Genomic DNA, 17820 nt, shown 5'->3' on the forward strand with positions numbered 1-17820 from the left:
CAGAGGTTGTCCCATGACCCGCCGCGGTGTCATCGCCCGAAGCGGTCGTCTTCGGTGAGCGCTGTGCACGAAAACACGCGCCGGCCGTTGTGCATCTGCCCGAAGAAATTGACCTGATCGAGTGACGGACGGTGAGCGTGTCGTCGCTGATCAGTCAGAATCAGCAGTTCAAGACGTAGGGCGGAGCGACTTGGCAGAACACGCGAACAGCGTTCAGGAATGCATGAAGTTGTTGTTGCGGCGGGGTTTTCAGCGTTCCGTCGTGAAAGACCGGATGACGTGCGTCAACGCCGTCATGTTCCGCAGGGTGTGGAAGGGCACCAACGAGACGGTGCTGGCGTACTCGGAGTCGGAGGCGTTGGCCTACCGGGTCCGGCAGGACGACGTCGACCCGGCCGACCCGTTCGTCGTCGACCCCGACCACGCGCTGTGGCAGCGCGGCGGCGAGTTCCTCGATGTCGCGGGGGAGCTGCTCGAGCTCCCCCCGGCGCCGGACCACTCCCGGTTCTGAGCTCAGCCGGTCAGGAACTGGTCGGTGCGCAACGCCCTGCCGGTGATGCGCGTGTCGCCGATCGAGCCGTAGAAGCCCTGGCCGTACTGCAGGTCGAACCCGGTCGCGCCGATCACGAACGGCTTGCCCTGGGTCGTGATGCCCCTGGACTCCTCCGAGGCGTTGCGCGCGATCTTGGCGCCGTCGACGTACATCGTGGTGCGCCTGCCGTCGTTGACCACCGCGACGTGCGTCCACCGGCCGACGGGGATCGCGTGGCTCCACGACGTGGGGTCGGCGTCGCCGGGCACGGGGTAGACGACGAACTGCAGGAACCGCTCGCCGGAGACGTTCAGGCTGCACGTGGGCTCCAGGTCGGACCAGCCGCTGTGCTTGCCCGCGTCCCCGGCGCGGCCCTCCCAGCTCAGCACGCCCATCCACGCGTGGTCGCCGTCGAACGGGCTGGGCAGCTTGAGGAACGTCTCGATGGTGTAGCCGGACTCGAACTTCGCGCTGGCGATCGGCGCCGTCGCCGCCGTGCGCAGGATCGCGCCGCGGTCGGGACCCTTGCCGCCGCCGAACAGCAGGCTGGCGTGCGCGGGCTGGCCGTCGTGGTGGTCGCGGTGCCACGTCAGCAGGTCGGGTGAACCGGTGTGCAGGTGCACGACGGTGAGGTCGTTGCCCTTGCCGGTGAGGTCGCGGACGACCGTGCCGGGCGCCACGGGACCTTCCTTCGCGGACGGCAGCCCCTCGGTGTCGAACCGCCAGTACGCCAGCGTGTCCCTGGTGACGACGGAACGCGCGGGCCGCGGCGCGGACGGCGGCAACGGGAACCGGGCGCCGAAGTCGAGTTCGACGGAGAACCGGTCGAGATCACCGCTGCGCTCGGCGGTCTCGGCCTCCGGAAGGGTGTTCCGCCTGGTCAGCAGCCACGGCGAGAACGTCTCGACGTCGATCACGTTGCGCGCCAGGTCGAACGAGTAGAACCGGACCATCCCCGCGCCGCCGTAGTAGCGCTCCTGGTAGTTCGTGATGTGCAGGTGCACGGGGTTGCCGTGGTCGTTGGTGAGCGTCGTGCGGCCGGACGGCCAGTAGTGCCCGTTGAGGGTGAGGAAGACCTGGTCGTTGCGCTTGATCAGCCGGTCCCAGAGGAACTGGCCGTGGGCGGACAGCGCGGCCTCCGGGCTGTTGCCGACGAGATCGTGCGTGGTGAGGATCGTGGGCACGCCCTGGTGCCGGTCGAGCACGCCCTGCGCCCACTCGGCGCCCTTCTCCGACACCCGCCAGTCCAGCGCGAGCACCAGCCACTCGCGCCCGCCGGCCCGGAAGGTGTGGAACGTGTTGTACCCGCCGGGGGACGCACCGCCGAACGTCTTCATCCGCTGGAACCGGTCCGGCCCGAACGTCCGCGAGTACGGCGTGGGACCGCGCTGGTCGTCACCGCCGGGCACGTCGTGGTTGCCGGCCAGCACGCTGTACGGGAGCTGCCCGCCGATGACGTCGAACACCGCGTCGGCGGTCCGCATCTCCTGCTCGGTGCCGTGCTCGGTCACGTCGCCGAGGTGCGCCAGGAAGACGATGTTCGCCTCGCGCCGCCGCCGCACGAGCGAGCGCAGGGCCTCCTTGACGGGTTCGGGGTCGGAGCCGCCCTCGTCGAGCAGGTACTGGGTGTCCGGCAGGACCGCGATCGTGAACCGCTGGTCGCCGGAGTCGCGGTTCGGGGCGGCCGCGGCGGTTCCGGTGCTCCCGACGAGCGCGGCGGTGGCGGGGGCGGCGAACGCGGCCTGCAGCAGCGTGCGGCGCCCGATCTTCGACTGTTCGGCCATGCGGGCAGCATGTCCGGCCACATCGGACAGGAGGTTGACGGGAACGGGAACAGGCGCTGAACAGTGCGAGAGCGCTCTCAGCCCTGGCGGCGCACCATCTCGGCGATCCAGACCGGGGCGAACGGCGACGTGCAGTTCGGCGGCGTCGGGTAGTCCTTCAGGACCTCCAGCCGCTCACCGATGCCGATCGCGCGGGCGCGCAGGTCCGGGTGCTCGATGCCGATCTGCGCCAGGCAGTGGTTCATCGCCCACTGCAACCGGTCGGGAGCGTCCTTCATCTCCCGCTCGATCCGGTCGAGCAGTCCCGGCAGGTCGAGGCCGTCCTGCCGTTTGGCCACGCGGTCGACCGTCAACGCCCAGCCGGCGCTCGCGACCACCGGGTCTGGATCGGCGAACCACGTCCGCCGCAGGTCCTCGGCGTGCGCGCTCTTCTTCACGACGTAGTTCACGAGCCAGTCGTGGACCTTCGGGCGGTGGGCCTCGCGCAGCATCGCGTCGAGCTCGTCGCGCGTGAACGCCTTGGGGCGGCAGATCAGCAGCGCCAGCAGCCGGGCCGCGGTGTCGCCGGTCCGCCACAGCTCGACGGCCAGGTCCTGCTGGGTCTTGAGGCGCTTGGCGATCGCGCGCAGCTTGCTCAGGTTCACACCGTGGTCGTCGCCGTGCTTCTCGTTGACCGCGCGTGCTCTCGGGTCTTCGAGCGCGGCCAGTTCCGCCAGCACGTCCGCCACCGACACTGCCGCCGTCTCAGCCACCGTCCGACCTCCCGTTCGCCACCGTCGGCGGCCAGCCTACGAGTCGTGCCCGGCGAAGGGGCACGACCCGCGGGAGGGGACCGATCAGCCGATGACGAACAGCTGCGCCGGGTGGGCGGTGCACGTGTTCTGGTGCAGGATTGACTTGTTCGCGAAGTCGCGGCCCTCGATGTCGAGGCACAGCCCGCTGTGGCGCGCCCGGAACTTCATGCCCGACGCGGTGTACTCCACGAGGAACTGCTGGTTGTACTTCGTGGCGTTGCAGGTGTACTGGATGGCGTCCGCGGTCGGGTCCTGGCTCGAGTCCCAGATGTCGACGCACTTGCCGCTGTGCGCGGCCTTGATGCGGACTGCGCCGCTGCCGTCGCCGACCTGCTCCAGCGTCCACTGCTGGTGGGACTTCGAGGCGTCGCAGGTGTACTGCAGGACCGCGGCCTTGTTGGAGTTGCTGCCGTCGGCGACGTCCAGGCACTTCGCGCTGTTGACGTTGCGGAGCAGGTCGTACTCGACGGCGCCGGAGGCGGAGCCCACCCCGGACAGTACGACCGCGGCGGCCGTCAGTGCGATCGCGGCGCCGGCACGGCGAAGAAGCGTCCTGCTGGACAAGGTGATCTCCCTGGAGGTGAGGACCGGGTCCCTGTGACCGGTCCGGTGTGGACGACAGTGGCCGCGCGGTGTTGGGCGGGTGTTCGGGAGTTGTGTGATCGGCTGCTCAGCGGCCTTGGCGCGGAGGGATTTCCGGTGGAGTTCGGACTGCTCGGCGAGGTCGAGGTCCGCGTCGGTGACCGGGTCGTGGACGCCGGCCATCCCCGGCAGAGGTGCGTGCTGGCGGTGCTGCTGGTGGAGGCGAACCGGCTGGTGCCCGTCGACGTGCTGGTCGACCGGGTGTGGGGCGAGCGGGTGCCGCACCGGGCGCGCAACGCGGTGGCCGGGTACGTCTCACGGCTGCGGCAGGCGTTGCCGGGGGTGCGGATCACCGGGCGGCAGGGCGGGTACGTGCTGACCGTCGACCCGATGTCCGTGGACCTGCACCGCTTCGACGTCCTGGTGGAACGGGCCCGGCTCGGCCCGCTCGACGCCGGCGACCTGCTGGACGAGGCACTACGGTTGTGGCGCGGCGACCCGTTCTCCACTTCGGACACCCCGTGGTTCGCCGGGGTGCGCGCCGCGGTGCAGGCGCGCCGGTTCGCCGCTCTGCTCGACCGCAACGACCTGGCGTTGCGGCAGGGACGGCACGCGGAGCTGCTGGCGGAGCTGCACGAGACGGCCGCGCTGTTCCCGCTGGACGAACGGCTCGCCGGGCAGCTGGTCCTCGCGCTGTACCGCAGCGGACGACAGGCGGACGCCCTGCTGCGGTACGAGCAGGTGCGCCGGCGGCTGGCCGACGAACTGGGCGCGGACCCCGGCCCCGAGCTGCGGTCGGCGCACCGGCAGGTCCTCGCCGCCGACCTGGTGCCGCGGCAGCTGCCGGCCCGGCCGCGGTCGTTCGTCGGACGTGCTGGAGAGCTCGCCTCGCTCGACGCGCTCCTCGCCGGCCGGACCCCGGTCGTCGCGGTCTCGGGCACGGCAGGGGTGGGCAAGACGGCGCTGGCCGTGCACTGGGCGCACCGGGTCGCGGACCGGTTCCCGGACGGGCAGCTGCACGTCGACCTGCGCGGGTTCGGCCCTCGCCCGGCCATGACACCGGGTGAGGCGATGCGCGCGGTCCTCGACGCCCTCGGCCTGGACGTGCGGACCGACCTGTACCGCAGTGCGCTGGCGGGCAAGCGGGTGCTCGTCGTGCTGGACAACGCCAGGGACGCCGACCAGGTCCGGCCGTTGCTGCCCGGCGGTCCCGGAGGACTGGTGCTGGTGACCAGCCGCACCCGGTTGCCCGGTCTGGTCGCCGCGGACGGCGCGCACCCGGTCGCGCTGGGCCTGCTGTCCACGACGGAGTCACGGGAGCTGGTGACGGCCCGGCTGGGCGTCGCTCCCTCCGCCGCGGTGGACGAGATCGTCCGGCGGTGCGCCGGGCTGCCGCTGGCGCTGAGCGTCGTCGCCGCCCGCGTCGCCTGCACCGGGTTCTCGCTGGAGTCGATCGCCGCCGAGCTGCGCGACGGGCTCGACCCGTTCGACGCCGGCGACCCGGCGACCGACCTGCGCGCGGTGTTCTCCTGGTCGTACCGCGCCCTGTCACCCGAGGCGGCCCGCGTGTTCCGCGAGCTGGGTGCCGGCGTCGCCGCCGAGGTCGTGGAGAACCGCCAGGCGCTCACCGAGCTGACCCGCGCCCACCTGCTCACCGAGCACCGGCCTGGCCGGTACGCGCTGCACGAGCTCCTGCGGGCCTACGCCGCCGAGCTGGCTCAGTCGTTCAGCGCGGCGACCACCGGGCACTGCTCCTGAACGCCGTTGGCCGCGACGTCGAGCAACGCCAGCCGCACCCGTTCGAGGTCGCGCATCCGCTGCTCGATCTCCGCGACCTTGCCGGTGACCACCTCGTCCAGGTCGTCCGGTGCCGCGGAGAAGGCCAGGATCTGCCCGACCTCGGTGAGGGTGAAGCCGAGCCGTTGCGCGCGGCGGATGAACTTCAGGCGCCGCAACGCTTCCCGGTCGTAGTGGCGGTAGCCGCCGTGGGTGCGGGCGGTGGGGACGACCAGGCCGCGCCGCTCGTAGAACCGCACGGTGCTGATGCCCACCCCGGCGGCGCGGGCCAGTTCGGATATGCGCACCACTGGAAACTACCTCCGCACCAGGGCGCGCAGCTGGACCGCGCCCCAGAACAGCTCCAGCGCCAGGAACACCAGCAGCGCCTTCGTCTGTCCGTCCAGCAGCGCCCAGACGAACCAGAGGCTGAACAGCGCGCGGCCGACGGTGTCGATGCTGATCAGCAACGGCTCCGGGCGGTACCAGCGGGCGATCGACCACATCACCACCACGGTGCCGAACAACGTGGCGAACAGGAGCGTCGGCGTGGTCCCGTTGACTCCCAACAGGTTCATCGCCAGGCCGGCGGTCCACGGAGTCACGAACGCGATGCTCGCCACGAAGTCGTACACCGCACCCGCTCGGCCCCAGCGGCGCACGGACTGATCACTCGTCATGGCCGTGACGATGCACTCCGCACCACGGTGCAGGGTCAAGCTGACATTTGTCACCCGGACCTGGTGACGGCGCTTCACTACTGGTGCGCACCCCGTTCGACCAGGCTCAACGCCATGGAAACGGTGCTCGAAGTGCGCGGGGCGCGGCACAGCTACGGTGCCACGCGAGCGGTGGACGGGGTCGACCTCGACGTCGGCGCGGGGGAGTGCGTGGCGCTGCTCGGGCCGAACGGCGCGGGCAAGACGACGCTGGTGAACATGATCATCGGGCTGCTGCCGGCGGGGGACGGCGTGGTCAGGGTCTGCGGTGGCGACCCGCGCGTCGCGGCCACCCGCCGGCGGATGGGCGTCGTGCAGCAGTCGCTCGGGTTCCCGAACACCCTGAAGGTGAGCGAGCTCGTCACGGGTGCGGCGGTGCGGGCCGGTGTCGCCCGGTCCGCCGCCGGGCCGGTGATGGCTGAGCTCGACCTGACGGACCTGGCCGGGCGGCGCGCGTCGAAGCTCTCCGGCGGGCAGAAGCAGCGGCTGCAGCTCGCGATGGCCCTGGTGGCCGACCCGCGGCTGCTCGTGCTCGACGAACCGACCGCGGGCCTGGACCTGCCCGCCCGCAGGAGGTTCTGGCAGCTGCTCGCGGAACGGCGGGAGCGCGGGACCGGCGTGCTGATCACCACGCACCTCATTGAGGAGTCGTCGGCCGTCGCCGACCGCGTGGTCGTCGTGGACGGCGGGCGTGTGCGGGCCGGCGGCACGCCGGACGAGCTGGTGGCTCGGCTGCCCGACCGCACGGTGATCGCGCGAACGTCGTTGGGTGTGCCGCGGCTCGAAGCGCTGCCCGGTGTGGTGTCGGTGCGCGCCGACGGCGAGCACGTGCACGTGGGCACCCGCGCGCCCGAGGCGTTGCTGCGGGTGTGGCTCGCGGAGGACCCCGGACTGACCGGCCTGCGGGTCGAGAGCGCCGGGCTGGAAGAGGCAGTGGCCGGTCTGATGGAGAGGGGTGCCGCGTGAAGGTCTTCGGGGTCGAGCTGGCGGACGAGCTGAGGGGTATCGTCCGCGAGCCGGCGGCGTTGTTCTTCTCGATCATCATGCCGGTCGGGTTCTTCGCGTTGTTCGTGTCGCTGTTCGGGAAGCTCAGCAGCGGCGGGGTGTCGGCGGGGACGACGATGCTCGCCACGTTCGGCGCGTTCGGTGCGATCTCGGTGGTGCTGATGAACCCCGGCATCGGCGTCGCGGCCGACCGGGAACGCGGGTGGCTGCGGGCGAAGCAGGTGTCGGCGGTGCCGATCGGCGTGACGCTCGCGGCGAAGGTCGTGGCGGCGCTGCCCTACGCGGTGGGCGTGCTGCTCGCGATGACGGCGACGGCGGCTCTCACGGGTGCGTTGGACGCGCCGCTGCCCACCGTGCTGCGGGTGCTCGCCGTGCTGGTCCTCGGCGCGTTGCCGTTCGCGTTGCTGAGCCTCGCGATCGGGTTCCAGGTCGGGGCGGGCGCCGCGGCGGCCGTGCTGAACGCGATCCTGATCCCGTCGGCCGTCCTCTCCGGACTGTGGATGCCGCTGGAGATCATGCCGGCGTTCTTCGCCGACGTGGCGCGGTTCCTGCCGACCTACCACCTGGGACGGCTGGCGCTCGCCCAGCTGACGGGCGCGCCCGCGCTGACACACGTGCTGGTGCTGGCGGGTATGACGATCGTCGCCGCCGGACTGGCCGCGGTGTCGTATCGTCATGCGCGGTCATGAAAAAAGCCTCTGGGATCTCGCGCTGGTTCCACCTGCTCTACCTGGGCAACCTGCTGTGGTCGCCGGTCTTCGACACCGGCGCCGGCTGGGTGGACTGGGCGCTCGTCGCCGTGGTGGCCGTGATCTTCGTGCCGCTGTACGTGCTGTCGTGGCTCCGGGCCGACCTGGTCCGCTGGTGGTGCCTCGTGCCGACGGTGGTGCTCGGGTCCCTGGTGACGCCGTTCAACACCGGTGCGGCGGTGCTCTTCGTCTACGCGGCGGCGTTCGCGGGGCTCGTGGAGTCGCGGCGGGTGGCGATGCGGTGGTTCGTCGGGCTGTCGGCGTTGATCTGCCTGTTCGCCGTGGTGTCGGCGGTGCCGATGCCGTACCGGCTGTGGGGGCTGCTGCCGTCGCTGATCTTCCTGTGGCTGGTCGGCATCCTGCAGGTCGAGTGGGCGGAACGGGAGCGCGACGCGGCCGAGCTGCGGATCCGCACCGCCCGCGTCGAGCACCTCGCGACCCTCGCCGAACGCGAGCGCATCGCCCGTGACCTGCACGACCTGCTCGGCCACACGCTGACGGCGATCATCGTGCGGGCCCAGCTGGTCGCGGCGGACCCTGAGCGGGCTCCGGCGGAGGCGGCCGAGATCGAAGGCGCGGCGCGGGCGGCGTTGAGCGAGATCCGCGCCGCCGTCAGCGGGTGGCGCAGCGCGAGCCTGGAGACGGAGCTGGAGGCGGCGCGGGCGGCGTTGACGTCGTTGGGGGTCGAGGTGGTCGTGCGGCGCGACTCCGGGCTCGCGATCGTCGGGTCGACCGAGCACGAGCTGGCGCTGGCGGTGCGGGAGGCGGTGACGAACGTGGCCCGGCACGCGGCCGCGTCGACCTGCCGCATCGTCGTGGAGGCGCGCGACGGGGAGCTGCGGGTGGTGGTCGCCGACGACGGCGTCGGCAGCCGCGGGCCGGAGGGGAACGGGTTGACGGGGATGCGCGAACGGATCGCGGCGCTCGGGGGCGTGGTGCGGCGGAGCGGGTCGGCGGGGACGACGGTGACGATCGCGGTGCCGCTGGAGGTGGCGACGTGACCGGCGCGATCCGGGTGGTGCTCGCCGAGGACCAGGCGATGGTGCGCGGCGCCTTCGCCCAGCTGCTCGACCTCCAGCCCGACGTCGCGGTCGTCGCGACGGCGGGCGACGGCGACGAGGCCCTCGCGGCCGTCGCCGAACACCGCCCCGACGTGCTGCTCACCGACATCGAGATGCCCGGCCGCACCGGCCTCGACGTCGCCCAGGAGCTCAGCCGCCGGGGCGACGCCACGCGCGTGCTGATCATCACGACGTTCGCCCGCAGCGGCTACCTCCGCCGCGCGATGGAGTCGGGCGTGGCGGGGTACGTGCTCAAGGACGCGCCGATCGCGGACCTGGTGTCGGCGCTGCGGCGGGTGCACGCCGGCGAACGGGTCGTGGCACCCGAGCTCGCGATGGCCGCCTGGGACAGCGCCGACCCGCTCACACCCCGCGAACGCGAGCTGTTGCGCGAGGTCACGACCGGTGCGAGCAACGCCGACATCGCCGCACGACTGAACCTCGCCGAGGGCACGGTCCGCAACTACCTGTCGACGGCGATGGCGAAGCTCGGCGCGAAGAACCGGTCCGAGGCGGCGAACACCGCACGGGACCGTGGCTGGCTCTAGACAGTTGCCCGACGTGCGGCGCGACGCTTGGCGATCGTCGGCAGGAACCACATGTACACACCGGTCCCCATCAGGACGAACAGCGGCAGCAACGGCACGTACGACACCCACACCACCGAGCTGTCCACGGTCAGCGCGACCGCCGTGAACACCACCGTGGCCATGAACACCATGCTCACCACGCGGTGGAACTGCCGGATCCCCTTGCTGCTGCTCATCGTGCTCGTCCTCCCTCTCGTCCTGGCGATGGGGACAACGCTAGGAGCACCGCGGAGCCCGTGCTTCTCGATTCCTGACCGGTCCCCGCGAGGCGTTCTGCACGGCCGCGGACGATGACCGAAGATTTCTCGACGCGAGATGTCGATTCCCGGCACCTCCCGTTCGACGCACCGATGACAGCGAGTTCGAACACGAGGAGAACCCAGATGCGCACCCTGATCGCCACCGCCTTCGTCTCCCTCGACGGCGTCGTCGAAGCCCCCGGTGGCGAGCCGGGTCACCGCAGCTCCGGCTGGACGTTCAAGGACATCGAGTTCGACGAGGCCGCCTACGAGATCAAGGGCCGCGAGCAGGAGGAGGCCGCGGCCATGATGATGGGCCGGGTCAGCTACGAGGCGTTCGCGCCGGTGTGGCCGACGCTCGACTACTTCCCGCAGTACAACGTCATGCCGAAGTACGTCGTCTCCAGCACGCTGAAGGACGACCAGCTCGTCGACAACTGGGGCGACATCACCATCCTGCGCTCCCTCGACGACGTGGCGGCGCTGAAGGAGACCGACGGCGGCCCGATCTCGATCCACGGCAGCGCGACGCTGAACCGGAACCTGTCCGACGCCGGTCTGATCGACCGCTACCACCTGCTGGTGTTCCCGGTGCTGCTCGGCGCGGGCAAGCGGCTGTTCAGCGCGACCGACAAGGACAAGCAGATGCTGAAGGTCGTCGAGAGCGAAACGTACGCGAACGGCATCCAGAAGCTGGTCTACGACGTCGTGCGCTGAAGCTCCCGTTCGGGAAGCGCCTTCTGCACCGGCGTCAGCTGCACCAGCACGATCGCGCCGATGAGCACCACCGCGCCCACGAACTGCAGGAACGACAGCGTCTGGCCGAGGAACACGTACCCGAGCACGGTGGCGACGATCGGGCTGCAGAAGCCGAGGAACGACAGCCCGATCGCCGGCACCCGGTCCGTGCCGCGGAACCAGACCGAATAGCCGAACAGCGAGCCGAGCACGATCAGGTAGCCGAACCCCAGGGCGTTGGTGCCGGTGATCGTGCTCGGCAGGCCTTCCAGCAGGAACAGCGCGGGCAACAGCACGAGTCCGCCCGCGGTGAGCTGCCAGCCGGTGAACAGCAGCACGTTCACCGGGCGCTGCCACCGCTTGGTGAGCACGATCCCGGACGCCATGCAGCACGCGGCACCGAGCGCGGCGAACACGCCCACGAGGTCCAGCTGCGCGGTCGCCTTCAGCACCAGCAGCCCGACTCCCACCACGGCCGCCAGGCAGGCGAGCACGTGCGGCAGGCGGACGCGGTCGCCGAGCACCAGTGCGGCCAGGACCAGCACGATCACCGGCTGCACCGAGCCGACGAGGGCCGCGACGCCGCCGGGCAGGTGGTAGGCCGAGACGAAGAGCAGGAAGAAGAACGCGCCGATGTTCAGCGTTCCCAGCACGAGCGCGCGCCACCACCAGATCCCGGTGGGCAGGATCCGGCCGAACAGCAACAGGATCAGGCCCGCGGGCAACGCGCGGACCACCGCGGCCAGCAGTGGCCGGTCCGGTGGCAGCAGCTGCGTGGTGACGAGGTAGGTGCTGCCCCAGATCATCGGTGCGAGTGCCGTGATCGCCGAGTCCGCCAGCAGCCGGTTGCCTTTCACCGCAGCACTCCTGTCACTTGTCCGTGCCGAAGAACCTGTCGCCGAAGTCGCCGATGCCGGGCAGCATGTAGGCGTCCTCGCTGAGCCGTTCCTCGATCGCGGACGTCACGATCCGCACGAGCGGGTACCGCGAGCACACCGCCTCGATGCCCTCGGCCACCGTGATGAAGGTGACGAAGACGATGTTCTCTTCTAACACGCCGTGGTCGAGCAGCACTTGAATCGCCGCGTTCGCCGTGCCGCCGGTGGCGAGCATCGGGTCGAGCAGCAGCACGTGCCGCGACGCGATGTCCTCCGGCAGGTTCGCGTAGTAGAGCTTCGGCAGCTTGGTGACCCTGTCCCGCTGGATGAGGATCTTGCCGATGCGCGCGGCCGGGACCACCGCCCGCAGCCCGGCCTCCATGCTCTCGCCCGCACGGATGACCGGCACGCCGACGAGCTTCCCGCTCGGCCGCAGACCGTGGTAGGTCGCGCCGACGGGCGTCGTGACGTCGTGGGACTCGAACGGCAGCAGGTCGAGACCGGCCTCGATGAGCAGCCGGTTGATCCGCTCGGTGTAGAAGACGAAGTCCTCGCGGGAGGCGTTGCGGTCGCGGACGATCGTGTGCAACGCGCGCAGCTGGTTCGTCTGCGGTAACAGGTGGACGTTCTTCTCCAGGTAGGCGTCGATGGATGTCACGTGCACTCCTTCACGGCGGCGACGACCCCGGCGAAGGAGTCGACGAGCCAGGTGGGGTTGGCGCTGAGCAGCTGGTCGACGCTGTGCACGCCGTACGTCACGGCCACCGACGACATTCCGGCGCCGTGCGCCATCAGCACGTCGTGCGTGGTGTCGCCGACCATCACGGCGTGCTCCGCGGCCACGCCGAGCCGCTCCAGCACGACGAAGCCGGACTCGGGGTCCGGCTTGGGCTTCGAGACCTGGTCCGCGCCGACGACCACCGAGAACTCCTCGCGCAGGCCGGCGGCGGTGAGCAGCGCCTCGGCGTTGCGGATGAACTTGCTCGTCGCCACGGCCAGCAGGAAACCGTTCTGCCGCAACGACTGCAGCCCGTCGTACACGCCGGGGAACACCAGCTGCGTCGCCATCGGCAGCACGATCTTGCGGAACGTCGACTGGTACAGCTCGACGCACGTGCCGACCACCGGCTCGTCCTCGGAGACCCCGAGCACCTTCGCGAACGCCGCCGGCAGCGGCAGCCCGATCGTGCCGCGGATCGTGCCCGAGTCCACCGTGGGCAGGTCGAGCTGGGCGAACACCGCGGCGAACGTCGTGACGATCCCGCGCGGGGAGTCGACGAGCGTGCCGTCGAGGTCGAAGATCACGCAGCGGCTCACGGGGAGAACTCCTTCGCGTGCGCGACGGCCAGTTCGGCGGCCACCTCGGCGGTGCTGATCAGCACCGCCTGGTTGGCCTTCGCGGATCGTCCCTCGGTGGCCCTGTCGACGGCGCGCATCAGGTACTTCGTGATCGCCTGACCGCTCACGCCGTCGCGTTCGGCACGGGTGACCGCCTCGTCGATCACCGCCTCGACCTCGGCGCCGTCGATCGCGTCGGCGAGCTTGGTCGGGGTGGTGACCAGGAACGAGCCGGGGTTGCCGACGGCCCAGTGGTTCTCGATCGCACGGGCCAGCAGCCCGGCGTCGTCGAAGCGGTGCGGGCTGCGCAGCCCGCTGGACACGCAGTAGAACGCCGGGAAGTCGTCCGAGCGGTAGGCGACGACCGGCACGCAGTGCGTCTCCAGGAACTCCATCGTGAGCCCGAGGTCGAGGATGTTCTTCGCCCCCGCGCACACCACGGCGACCTTGCTCCTGGTGAACTGCACCAGGTCCGACGAGATGTCCATCGTGCGTTCGGCGCCGCGGTGCACGCCGCCGATCCCCGCGGAGGAGAAGAACTTCAGCCCCGCGAGCTCGGCGGCGATCACCGACGACGCGACCGTCGTGGCGCCCATCCCCCCGCGTGCCAGCACGATCGGCAGGTCCCGGCTGCTGACCTTCGGGATGCCCGGTGTCGTCGCGAACCTCTCGACGTCGTTCTCCGAGAGGCCGACCAGGATCCTGCCGCCGTCGACGCCGATCGTGGCCGGCACCGCGCCCCCCGCCCGGACCGCGTCCTCGACCCGGCGTGCCGTCTCGGCGTTGTCGGGGTAGTCGAGGCCGTGCGTGATGACGTTGGACTCCAGCGCCACGACCGGCTGCCCGGCCGTGATCGCCTCGGCCACTTCCTCGCTGTACACCAGGGGAATGTTCATCTGCGCCTCAGTAGGTCGGGGTCTTGTGCAGGAGTTCCTTGCGTTCCACGATCTCCGGCCCGTAGACCCGGTCCTGCCACTCGTCCTGCGCCACCGGCTCGACGGCGATCGAGACGACGCCCTCGGCGCAGCCGAACGCCTTCGTCACCGCCTCGGTGATGCCGGCGACCAGCTCGGCCGACTGCTCGTCGGTGAGCTCCTTGGGGAAGTGCTTGATGTTCACGTGTGGCACGGGGTCCTCCTCACGACTGGTTCGCCGCGATGGCGAGGGTGACGGCCTTGGTGACGGCGGCGATCAGCTCGGACATCTGCTCTTCCGACAGCTGCACGGGGATGCGGGCGACTTCCTGCCGCACCGTCTCGCGCTGGTCCATCGACGCCATCAGCTCGTCGATGTCCGGCTCGCGCAGCAGGCTGTAGTGGTCGGCCGCGAGCTCGACGACGACCGGGTCGGTCACCGAGAAGCCCTCGCTGCCCTCGATGAACGAGTAGTCGTCGCCCTGCGCCTTGAAGATGGTCAGCGGCGCGGAGATCGTGCGTTCGGCCAGCTCGCCGAAGGTGTACTTGAACGAGAAGGTCTCCGTGACGATCCTGATGATCCGGCGGACGAGCTCGCTGTCGAGGTCGCGGAACTCGCTGCTGATGAACGCCGCGAAGCTGTCCTCGTCCTTCGCGACCTCCAGGCACCGCGCGAGCTTCGGGTCCGTGATGCTGCCCGCGAACACCGAGAACAGGATCGTGACGAACGCGCTGTTGTCGTACGACGCCTCGTCGCTCGCCCGGTCCGAGCGCACCTTCGGCGAGCCCGGCGCGATCAGGAACAGGTTCGCGACCTCGTGCCCCGCCTGTTCGAGCTGGTAGGCCGTCTCGAACGCGACCCGCGCGCCGAAGGAGTAGCCCCACAGCGTGTACGGGCCCTCCGGCTGGACCTCCCTGATGGCCTCGATGTCGGCCGCCGCCATCTCGCGGATCGTGCGGTACGGCGTCTCGCCCTCGTTGATGCCGTGGGCCTGCACGCCGTAGAACGGCCGCTCCGACCGGCTCGCCAGCGTGCGCAGGTTCATCGGGTAGCCGCCGAGACCGGGCCAGCAGAACACCGGCGTGGCGTCCCCGTCGGGCTGCAACGGGACCAGCCGCGAGACCGGTCCGTCGTGCAGGCCGTCGACACGGCGGGCGAGCTGCTCGATCGTCGGCGACTCGAACAGGACCTGCAACGGCAGGCTGGTGCCGAAGTCCTTGTTGATGCGGTTGACCAGGCCCACCGCGATCAACGAGTTGCCGCCGGTCTCGAAGAAGTCGTCGTGCGTCGAGACGGTCTCGCGCTTCATCAGCTTCTTCCACATCTCGCTGATGCGGCGCTCGGTGAGGGTGCGCGGCGCGACGAACGGCCGGTCCTGGTCGTCGACGTCGGTCTTGTCCGACGCCTCCAGGGCCTTGACGTCGATCTTGCCGTTCGCGGTGACGGGCAACGCGTCCAGCACCACGACCTTGTTCGGGATCATGTAGTCCGGCAGGAAGTTCACCAGGTCGTCGCGGATCAGCTCCGCGGGACCCTTCATGTGGACGACGTCCTCCTTCATGCCGGGGCTGCGGCGCTGCTCGTAGGAGACCTTGCCGCCCAGGAAGAAGTACGACGGGCCGTCGTCCTCGCCGATGTCCTTGAGGATCCCGCAGATCCGCTTGGCCGACGGCAGGTCGTTGTTCGTCTTCGAGCTGTAGCCGGAGGACATGAACCCGAGGTCGACGTCGTTGGCGGACAACCGGTGCATGGTCCGGCCGAGGTCGATGTAGCGCCGCCACAGCTCCGCCGAGCGCGCGACCGCGCTGACGCCGAAGCTCGCCCGCTCGTAGACCGCCTGGTTGATCGCGATGACGTGCTTGCGCAGCACGATCTCGTCGGAGATCCGCTCGAACTCGCCGTCGGCGTAGCGGTACAGGCCGCCGGGCAGGCCGGGCACCCGGCCGGGGTGCGTCTGCAGGTACACCTCGACGTCGTCCTCGCGCGGACCGGTGTAGGCGCACAGCTCGAACGTGCCGAGGTAGTAGTCCTCCTCGGGAACGTCCAGCAGCTCCTTGGTCTCCGGCGTGAACCCGGACGCGGTGACGTCGAGGCCGTAGCCCGGCAGGACCTCCTCGAAGAGCCCGACCATGTGGCCGGTCTCGATCTCGAGGACCTCCTGGATGTTGTTGAGGTACACCGCCTCGATCGCGGCCTTGTGCCCGATGAAGTGCAGCTTCGCCTGGGCCTGCGCGCTCTCCTCGACCGCGGAGATCAGCACGAGCTGGTGGCGCAGCGGGTGGTAGTAGTACAGCCCGGCCGGCAGGCCCGCGATGTGGTGCAGCTCCAGGTAGAGCTGGGTCGCGTAGAGCGAACCCGGTGACGCGTAGCCGTACTTGGGCAGCAGCCGCTGGTCGCTGAAGTGCGCGCCGAAGTAGCGCAGGATCTCGCCCAGCTCGGCGAAGCGCACGTTCTTCGGGTCGTGCGAGCCGGCTCCCGCGGGCTTGCGCTCCAGCAGTCGCGCGAGGTCGGCGTCGGTCACCTGGCCGCCCTCGTAGAACCGGTACGACTTGCGGGAGAAGACGACCTTGCGCTGCAGGCACGAGGCTTCCTCACCCGGCAGCTCGAACGACTCGCGCCCGGCCAGGTCGTCGCGCACGCCGGGGTTCGACAGCTGCGCGCGGACCTGCAGGCGGCTCGCCTTCGACTGGTGGTGCGCCCCCGCGTTGCCCTGGTCCATCAGGGCTGCTTCCTTGGGGTTGAGCTCGACGCACGCGATCAGGTTCTGGAACCCGGTGCGCTGGTCCTCCTTGACGATCACCGCCGCGTTGCGGACCCAGTCGTGGGTCTCGATCGCGAGCCGGATCTCGTCCAGCTCGACGCGGTAGCCGCGCAGCTTGACCTGGCTGTCCGCGCGCCCGGCGAACTGCACGGTGCCGTCGAGGTTCTGCGTCACCAGGTCACCGGTGCGGAACATGCCGTCCACGAACCGTTCGGCGGTCAGCTCCGGCTGGTGCAGGTACCCGCGGGCGACCTGGACACCGCCGATGTAGAGCTCGCCGATCTCGCCTGGCGTGACGAGGTCGCGGTTCGCGTCGAGCACCAGGTAGGTGGTGTTCGCGACGGGCAGGCCGATCGAGATCGACTTCGGCGCCTCGGCCAGCTCCGCCGGGTCGACCACGTGCGACGACGAGTTGATCGTGGTCTCGGTCGGCCCGTAGAGGTTGATGAGAGCGGTTCCCGGCATCGTGTCGACGAAGCTCTGCGCCAGCGTGCGGGACAACGCCTCGCCACCGCTGAAGACCTGCTGCAACGACGTGACGGTGTGGAACTCCTCGGTGTCGATCAGCGCCTGCAGCAGCGTGGGGACGCACTGCAGCGTCGTGACGCCGTGCTCGCGCATGGTCTCGATCAGCATCTCCGGGTCGCGGTAGATGCCGGGGCGGCCCATCACGACGGTGCTGCCGACCGCGGGCGCCAGGATCTCCCACTGCGCCGCGTCGAAGCTCATCGGCGTCTTCTGCACCACCCGCTTCGAGTGGTCGATGGCGTGCGCGTCCTGCAGCCACAGCATCTGGTTGACGATGCTGCGGTGCTCGATCATCACGCCCTTGGGCCGGCCGGTGCTGCCGGAGGTGTAGATGATGTACGCCAGGCTGTCGGCCGCGGGGGAGAAGCCGTCGTCGAACGCCTCGTCGCAGTCGTCGAGCGTGACGATCCGCGTGGTGGGCGGCGCGAGCTCGGCGAGCCGCTGCTTGAGGGCGGGCTGGGTGACGACGACCTTCGTGCGCGAGTCCTCGATCATGTACCGGAGGCGCTCCTCCGGGTACTCGGGGCTCAGCGGCAGGTAGGCGCCGCCGCTGCAGAGGATTCCCCAGGCTCCGATGACGAGGTCCAGCGACGGTTCGACGAAGATGCCCACGCAGTCGTCCGCGCTGATGCCGAGTCTGCGCAGGTGGGTGGCCAGCGCCGAGCTCTGCTCGAAGAGCTCGCCGTAGGTGGTGCTGTCTTCACCGAAGACGACGGCTGTGCGATCGGGTTGGACCTCCACCTGCTTGCGCAGCAGGTCGGGAAGGCAGCCGCCGTCCACTTCAGCTTCGTGCGACATCTCAGAAATCCCCCAAGCAGTCAACGGGCCTGA

The 17820-nt window shown here is 70.3% G+C and carries 19 protein-coding genes; 7 read left to right on the plus strand and 12 right to left on the minus strand.

From position 1 onward, the window contains the following. Positions 1-262 precede the first annotated feature (262 nt). Positions 263-511: a hypothetical protein gene (locus ACFWV3_RS04775; protein ID WP_382408314.1), complete on the plus strand. Its 249-nt coding sequence runs from the start codon at positions 263-265 to the stop codon at positions 509-511. A 2-nt stretch (positions 512-513) separates the two neighbouring features. On the opposite strand, the gene ACFWV3_RS04780 is transcribed toward ACFWV3_RS04775, so the two are convergent. The 3 genes from ACFWV3_RS04780 to ACFWV3_RS04790 all read right to left on the minus strand — a co-directional run bounded on the left by ACFWV3_RS04780 (position 514) and on the right by ACFWV3_RS04790 (position 3674). Then, positions 514-2316: a LamG-like jellyroll fold domain-containing protein gene (locus ACFWV3_RS04780; RefSeq protein WP_382408316.1), complete on the minus strand. Its 1803-nt coding sequence runs from the start codon at positions 2314-2316 to the stop codon at positions 514-516. A gap of 77 nt (positions 2317-2393) precedes the next feature. Beyond that, positions 2394-3068, minus strand: coding sequence for a DNA alkylation repair protein (locus ACFWV3_RS04785; protein ID WP_382408318.1), 675 nt, complete (start codon positions 3066-3068; stop codon positions 2394-2396). A gap of 84 nt (positions 3069-3152) precedes the next feature. Then, positions 3153-3674: an RICIN domain-containing protein gene (locus ACFWV3_RS04790; protein WP_382408320.1), complete on the minus strand. Its 522-nt coding sequence runs from the start codon at positions 3672-3674 to the stop codon at positions 3153-3155. A 135-nt stretch (positions 3675-3809) separates the two neighbouring features. Here ACFWV3_RS04790 and ACFWV3_RS04795 point away from each other — a divergent pair, with 135 nt between their 5' ends. Further along, on the plus strand, positions 3810-5450 hold the full coding sequence (locus ACFWV3_RS04795; RefSeq protein WP_382408322.1) for a BTAD domain-containing putative transcriptional regulator: 1641 nt from the start codon (positions 3810-3812) through the stop codon (positions 5448-5450). Here the strand turns inward: ACFWV3_RS04795 and ACFWV3_RS04800 are convergent. Both ACFWV3_RS04800 and ACFWV3_RS04805 read right to left on the minus strand, forming a co-directional pair. Beyond that, entirely contained in the window at positions 5411-5776 is a 366-nt protein-coding gene (locus tag ACFWV3_RS04800) for a MerR family transcriptional regulator (protein WP_382408324.1), read from the minus strand. The two genes, ACFWV3_RS04795 and ACFWV3_RS04800, sit on opposite strands and share 40 nt — an antisense overlap. 9 nt (positions 5777-5785) lie before the next feature. Beyond that, on the minus strand, positions 5786-6148 hold the full coding sequence (locus tag ACFWV3_RS04805) for a hypothetical protein (RefSeq protein ID WP_382408326.1): 363 nt from the start codon (positions 6146-6148) through the stop codon (positions 5786-5788). Between the two features lie 114 nt (positions 6149-6262). Here ACFWV3_RS04805 and ACFWV3_RS04810 point away from each other — a divergent pair, with 114 nt between their 5' ends. Genes ACFWV3_RS04810 through ACFWV3_RS04825 form a run of 4 tightly spaced genes read left to right on the plus strand, consistent with a single transcriptional unit; the run spans position 6263 to position 9550 of the window. Next, positions 6263-7153: an ABC transporter ATP-binding protein gene (locus tag ACFWV3_RS04810; RefSeq protein ID WP_382408328.1), complete on the plus strand. Its 891-nt coding sequence runs from the start codon at positions 6263-6265 to the stop codon at positions 7151-7153. Continuing rightward, positions 7150-7881, plus strand: a complete 732-nt coding sequence (locus ACFWV3_RS04815; protein ID WP_382408330.1) for an ABC transporter permease — start codon at positions 7150-7152, stop codon at positions 7879-7881. Before ACFWV3_RS04810 ends, ACFWV3_RS04815 begins: the two co-directional genes overlap by 4 nt. After that, the gene (locus ACFWV3_RS04820; protein WP_382408331.1) at positions 7878-8942 is read left to right on the plus strand and encodes a sensor histidine kinase; all 1065 of its coding nucleotides are present in this window, start codon (positions 7878-7880) and stop codon (positions 8940-8942) included. Before ACFWV3_RS04815 ends, ACFWV3_RS04820 begins: the two co-directional genes overlap by 4 nt. Then, on the plus strand, positions 8939-9550 hold the full coding sequence (locus ACFWV3_RS04825; protein ID WP_382408332.1) for a response regulator transcription factor: 612 nt from the start codon (positions 8939-8941) through the stop codon (positions 9548-9550). The genes ACFWV3_RS04820 and ACFWV3_RS04825 overlap by 4 nt, the downstream gene beginning before the upstream one ends. On the opposite strand, the gene ACFWV3_RS04830 is transcribed toward ACFWV3_RS04825, so the two are convergent. After that, positions 9547-9768 carry a hypothetical protein gene (locus tag ACFWV3_RS04830; RefSeq protein WP_382408333.1) on the minus strand — a complete coding sequence of 74 codons (222 nt, stop codon included), beginning with the start codon at positions 9766-9768 and terminating at the stop codon, positions 9547-9549. The two genes, ACFWV3_RS04825 and ACFWV3_RS04830, sit on opposite strands and share 4 nt — an antisense overlap. Before the next feature lie 207 nt (positions 9769-9975). On the opposite strand from ACFWV3_RS04830, the gene ACFWV3_RS04835 reads away from it, so the two are divergent. After that, entirely contained in the window at positions 9976-10548 is a 573-nt protein-coding gene (locus ACFWV3_RS04835) for a dihydrofolate reductase family protein (RefSeq protein ID WP_382408334.1), read from the plus strand. Here ACFWV3_RS04835 and ACFWV3_RS04840 read toward each other — a convergent pair. From ACFWV3_RS04840 to ACFWV3_RS04865, 6 genes are all read right to left on the minus strand, one after another. Continuing rightward, positions 10530-11375, minus strand: coding sequence for an EamA family transporter (locus tag ACFWV3_RS04840; RefSeq protein ID WP_382409353.1), 846 nt, complete (start codon positions 11373-11375; stop codon positions 10530-10532). The two genes, ACFWV3_RS04835 and ACFWV3_RS04840, sit on opposite strands and share 19 nt — an antisense overlap. 64 nt (positions 11376-11439) lie before the next feature. Further along, positions 11440-12105, minus strand: a complete 666-nt coding sequence (gene upp, locus ACFWV3_RS04845; protein WP_382408335.1) for a uracil phosphoribosyltransferase — start codon at positions 12103-12105, stop codon at positions 11440-11442. After that, positions 12102-12764 (minus strand): HAD family hydrolase, encoded by a 663-nt coding sequence (locus ACFWV3_RS04850; RefSeq protein WP_382408336.1) that lies wholly within the window; start codon positions 12762-12764, stop codon positions 12102-12104. The genes upp and ACFWV3_RS04850 overlap by 4 nt, the downstream gene beginning before the upstream one ends. Then, the gene (locus ACFWV3_RS04855; RefSeq protein ID WP_382408337.1) at positions 12761-13681 is read right to left on the minus strand and encodes a pseudouridine-5'-phosphate glycosidase; all 921 of its coding nucleotides are present in this window, start codon (positions 13679-13681) and stop codon (positions 12761-12763) included. Before ACFWV3_RS04855 ends, ACFWV3_RS04850 begins: the two co-directional genes overlap by 4 nt. Before the next feature lie 7 nt (positions 13682-13688). Further along, positions 13689-13913, minus strand: a complete 225-nt coding sequence (locus tag ACFWV3_RS04860; protein WP_382408338.1) for a tautomerase family protein — start codon at positions 13911-13913, stop codon at positions 13689-13691. A gap of 10 nt (positions 13914-13923) precedes the next feature. After that, entirely contained in the window at positions 13924-17787 is a 3864-nt protein-coding gene (locus ACFWV3_RS04865; protein WP_382408339.1) for an amino acid adenylation domain-containing protein, read from the minus strand. Positions 17788-17820: the final 33 nt, after the last annotated feature.

The organism is Lentzea sp. NPDC059081, from assembly GCF_042738015.1.
Taxonomy (GTDB): Bacteria; Actinomycetota; Actinomycetes; order Mycobacteriales; family Pseudonocardiaceae; genus Lentzea.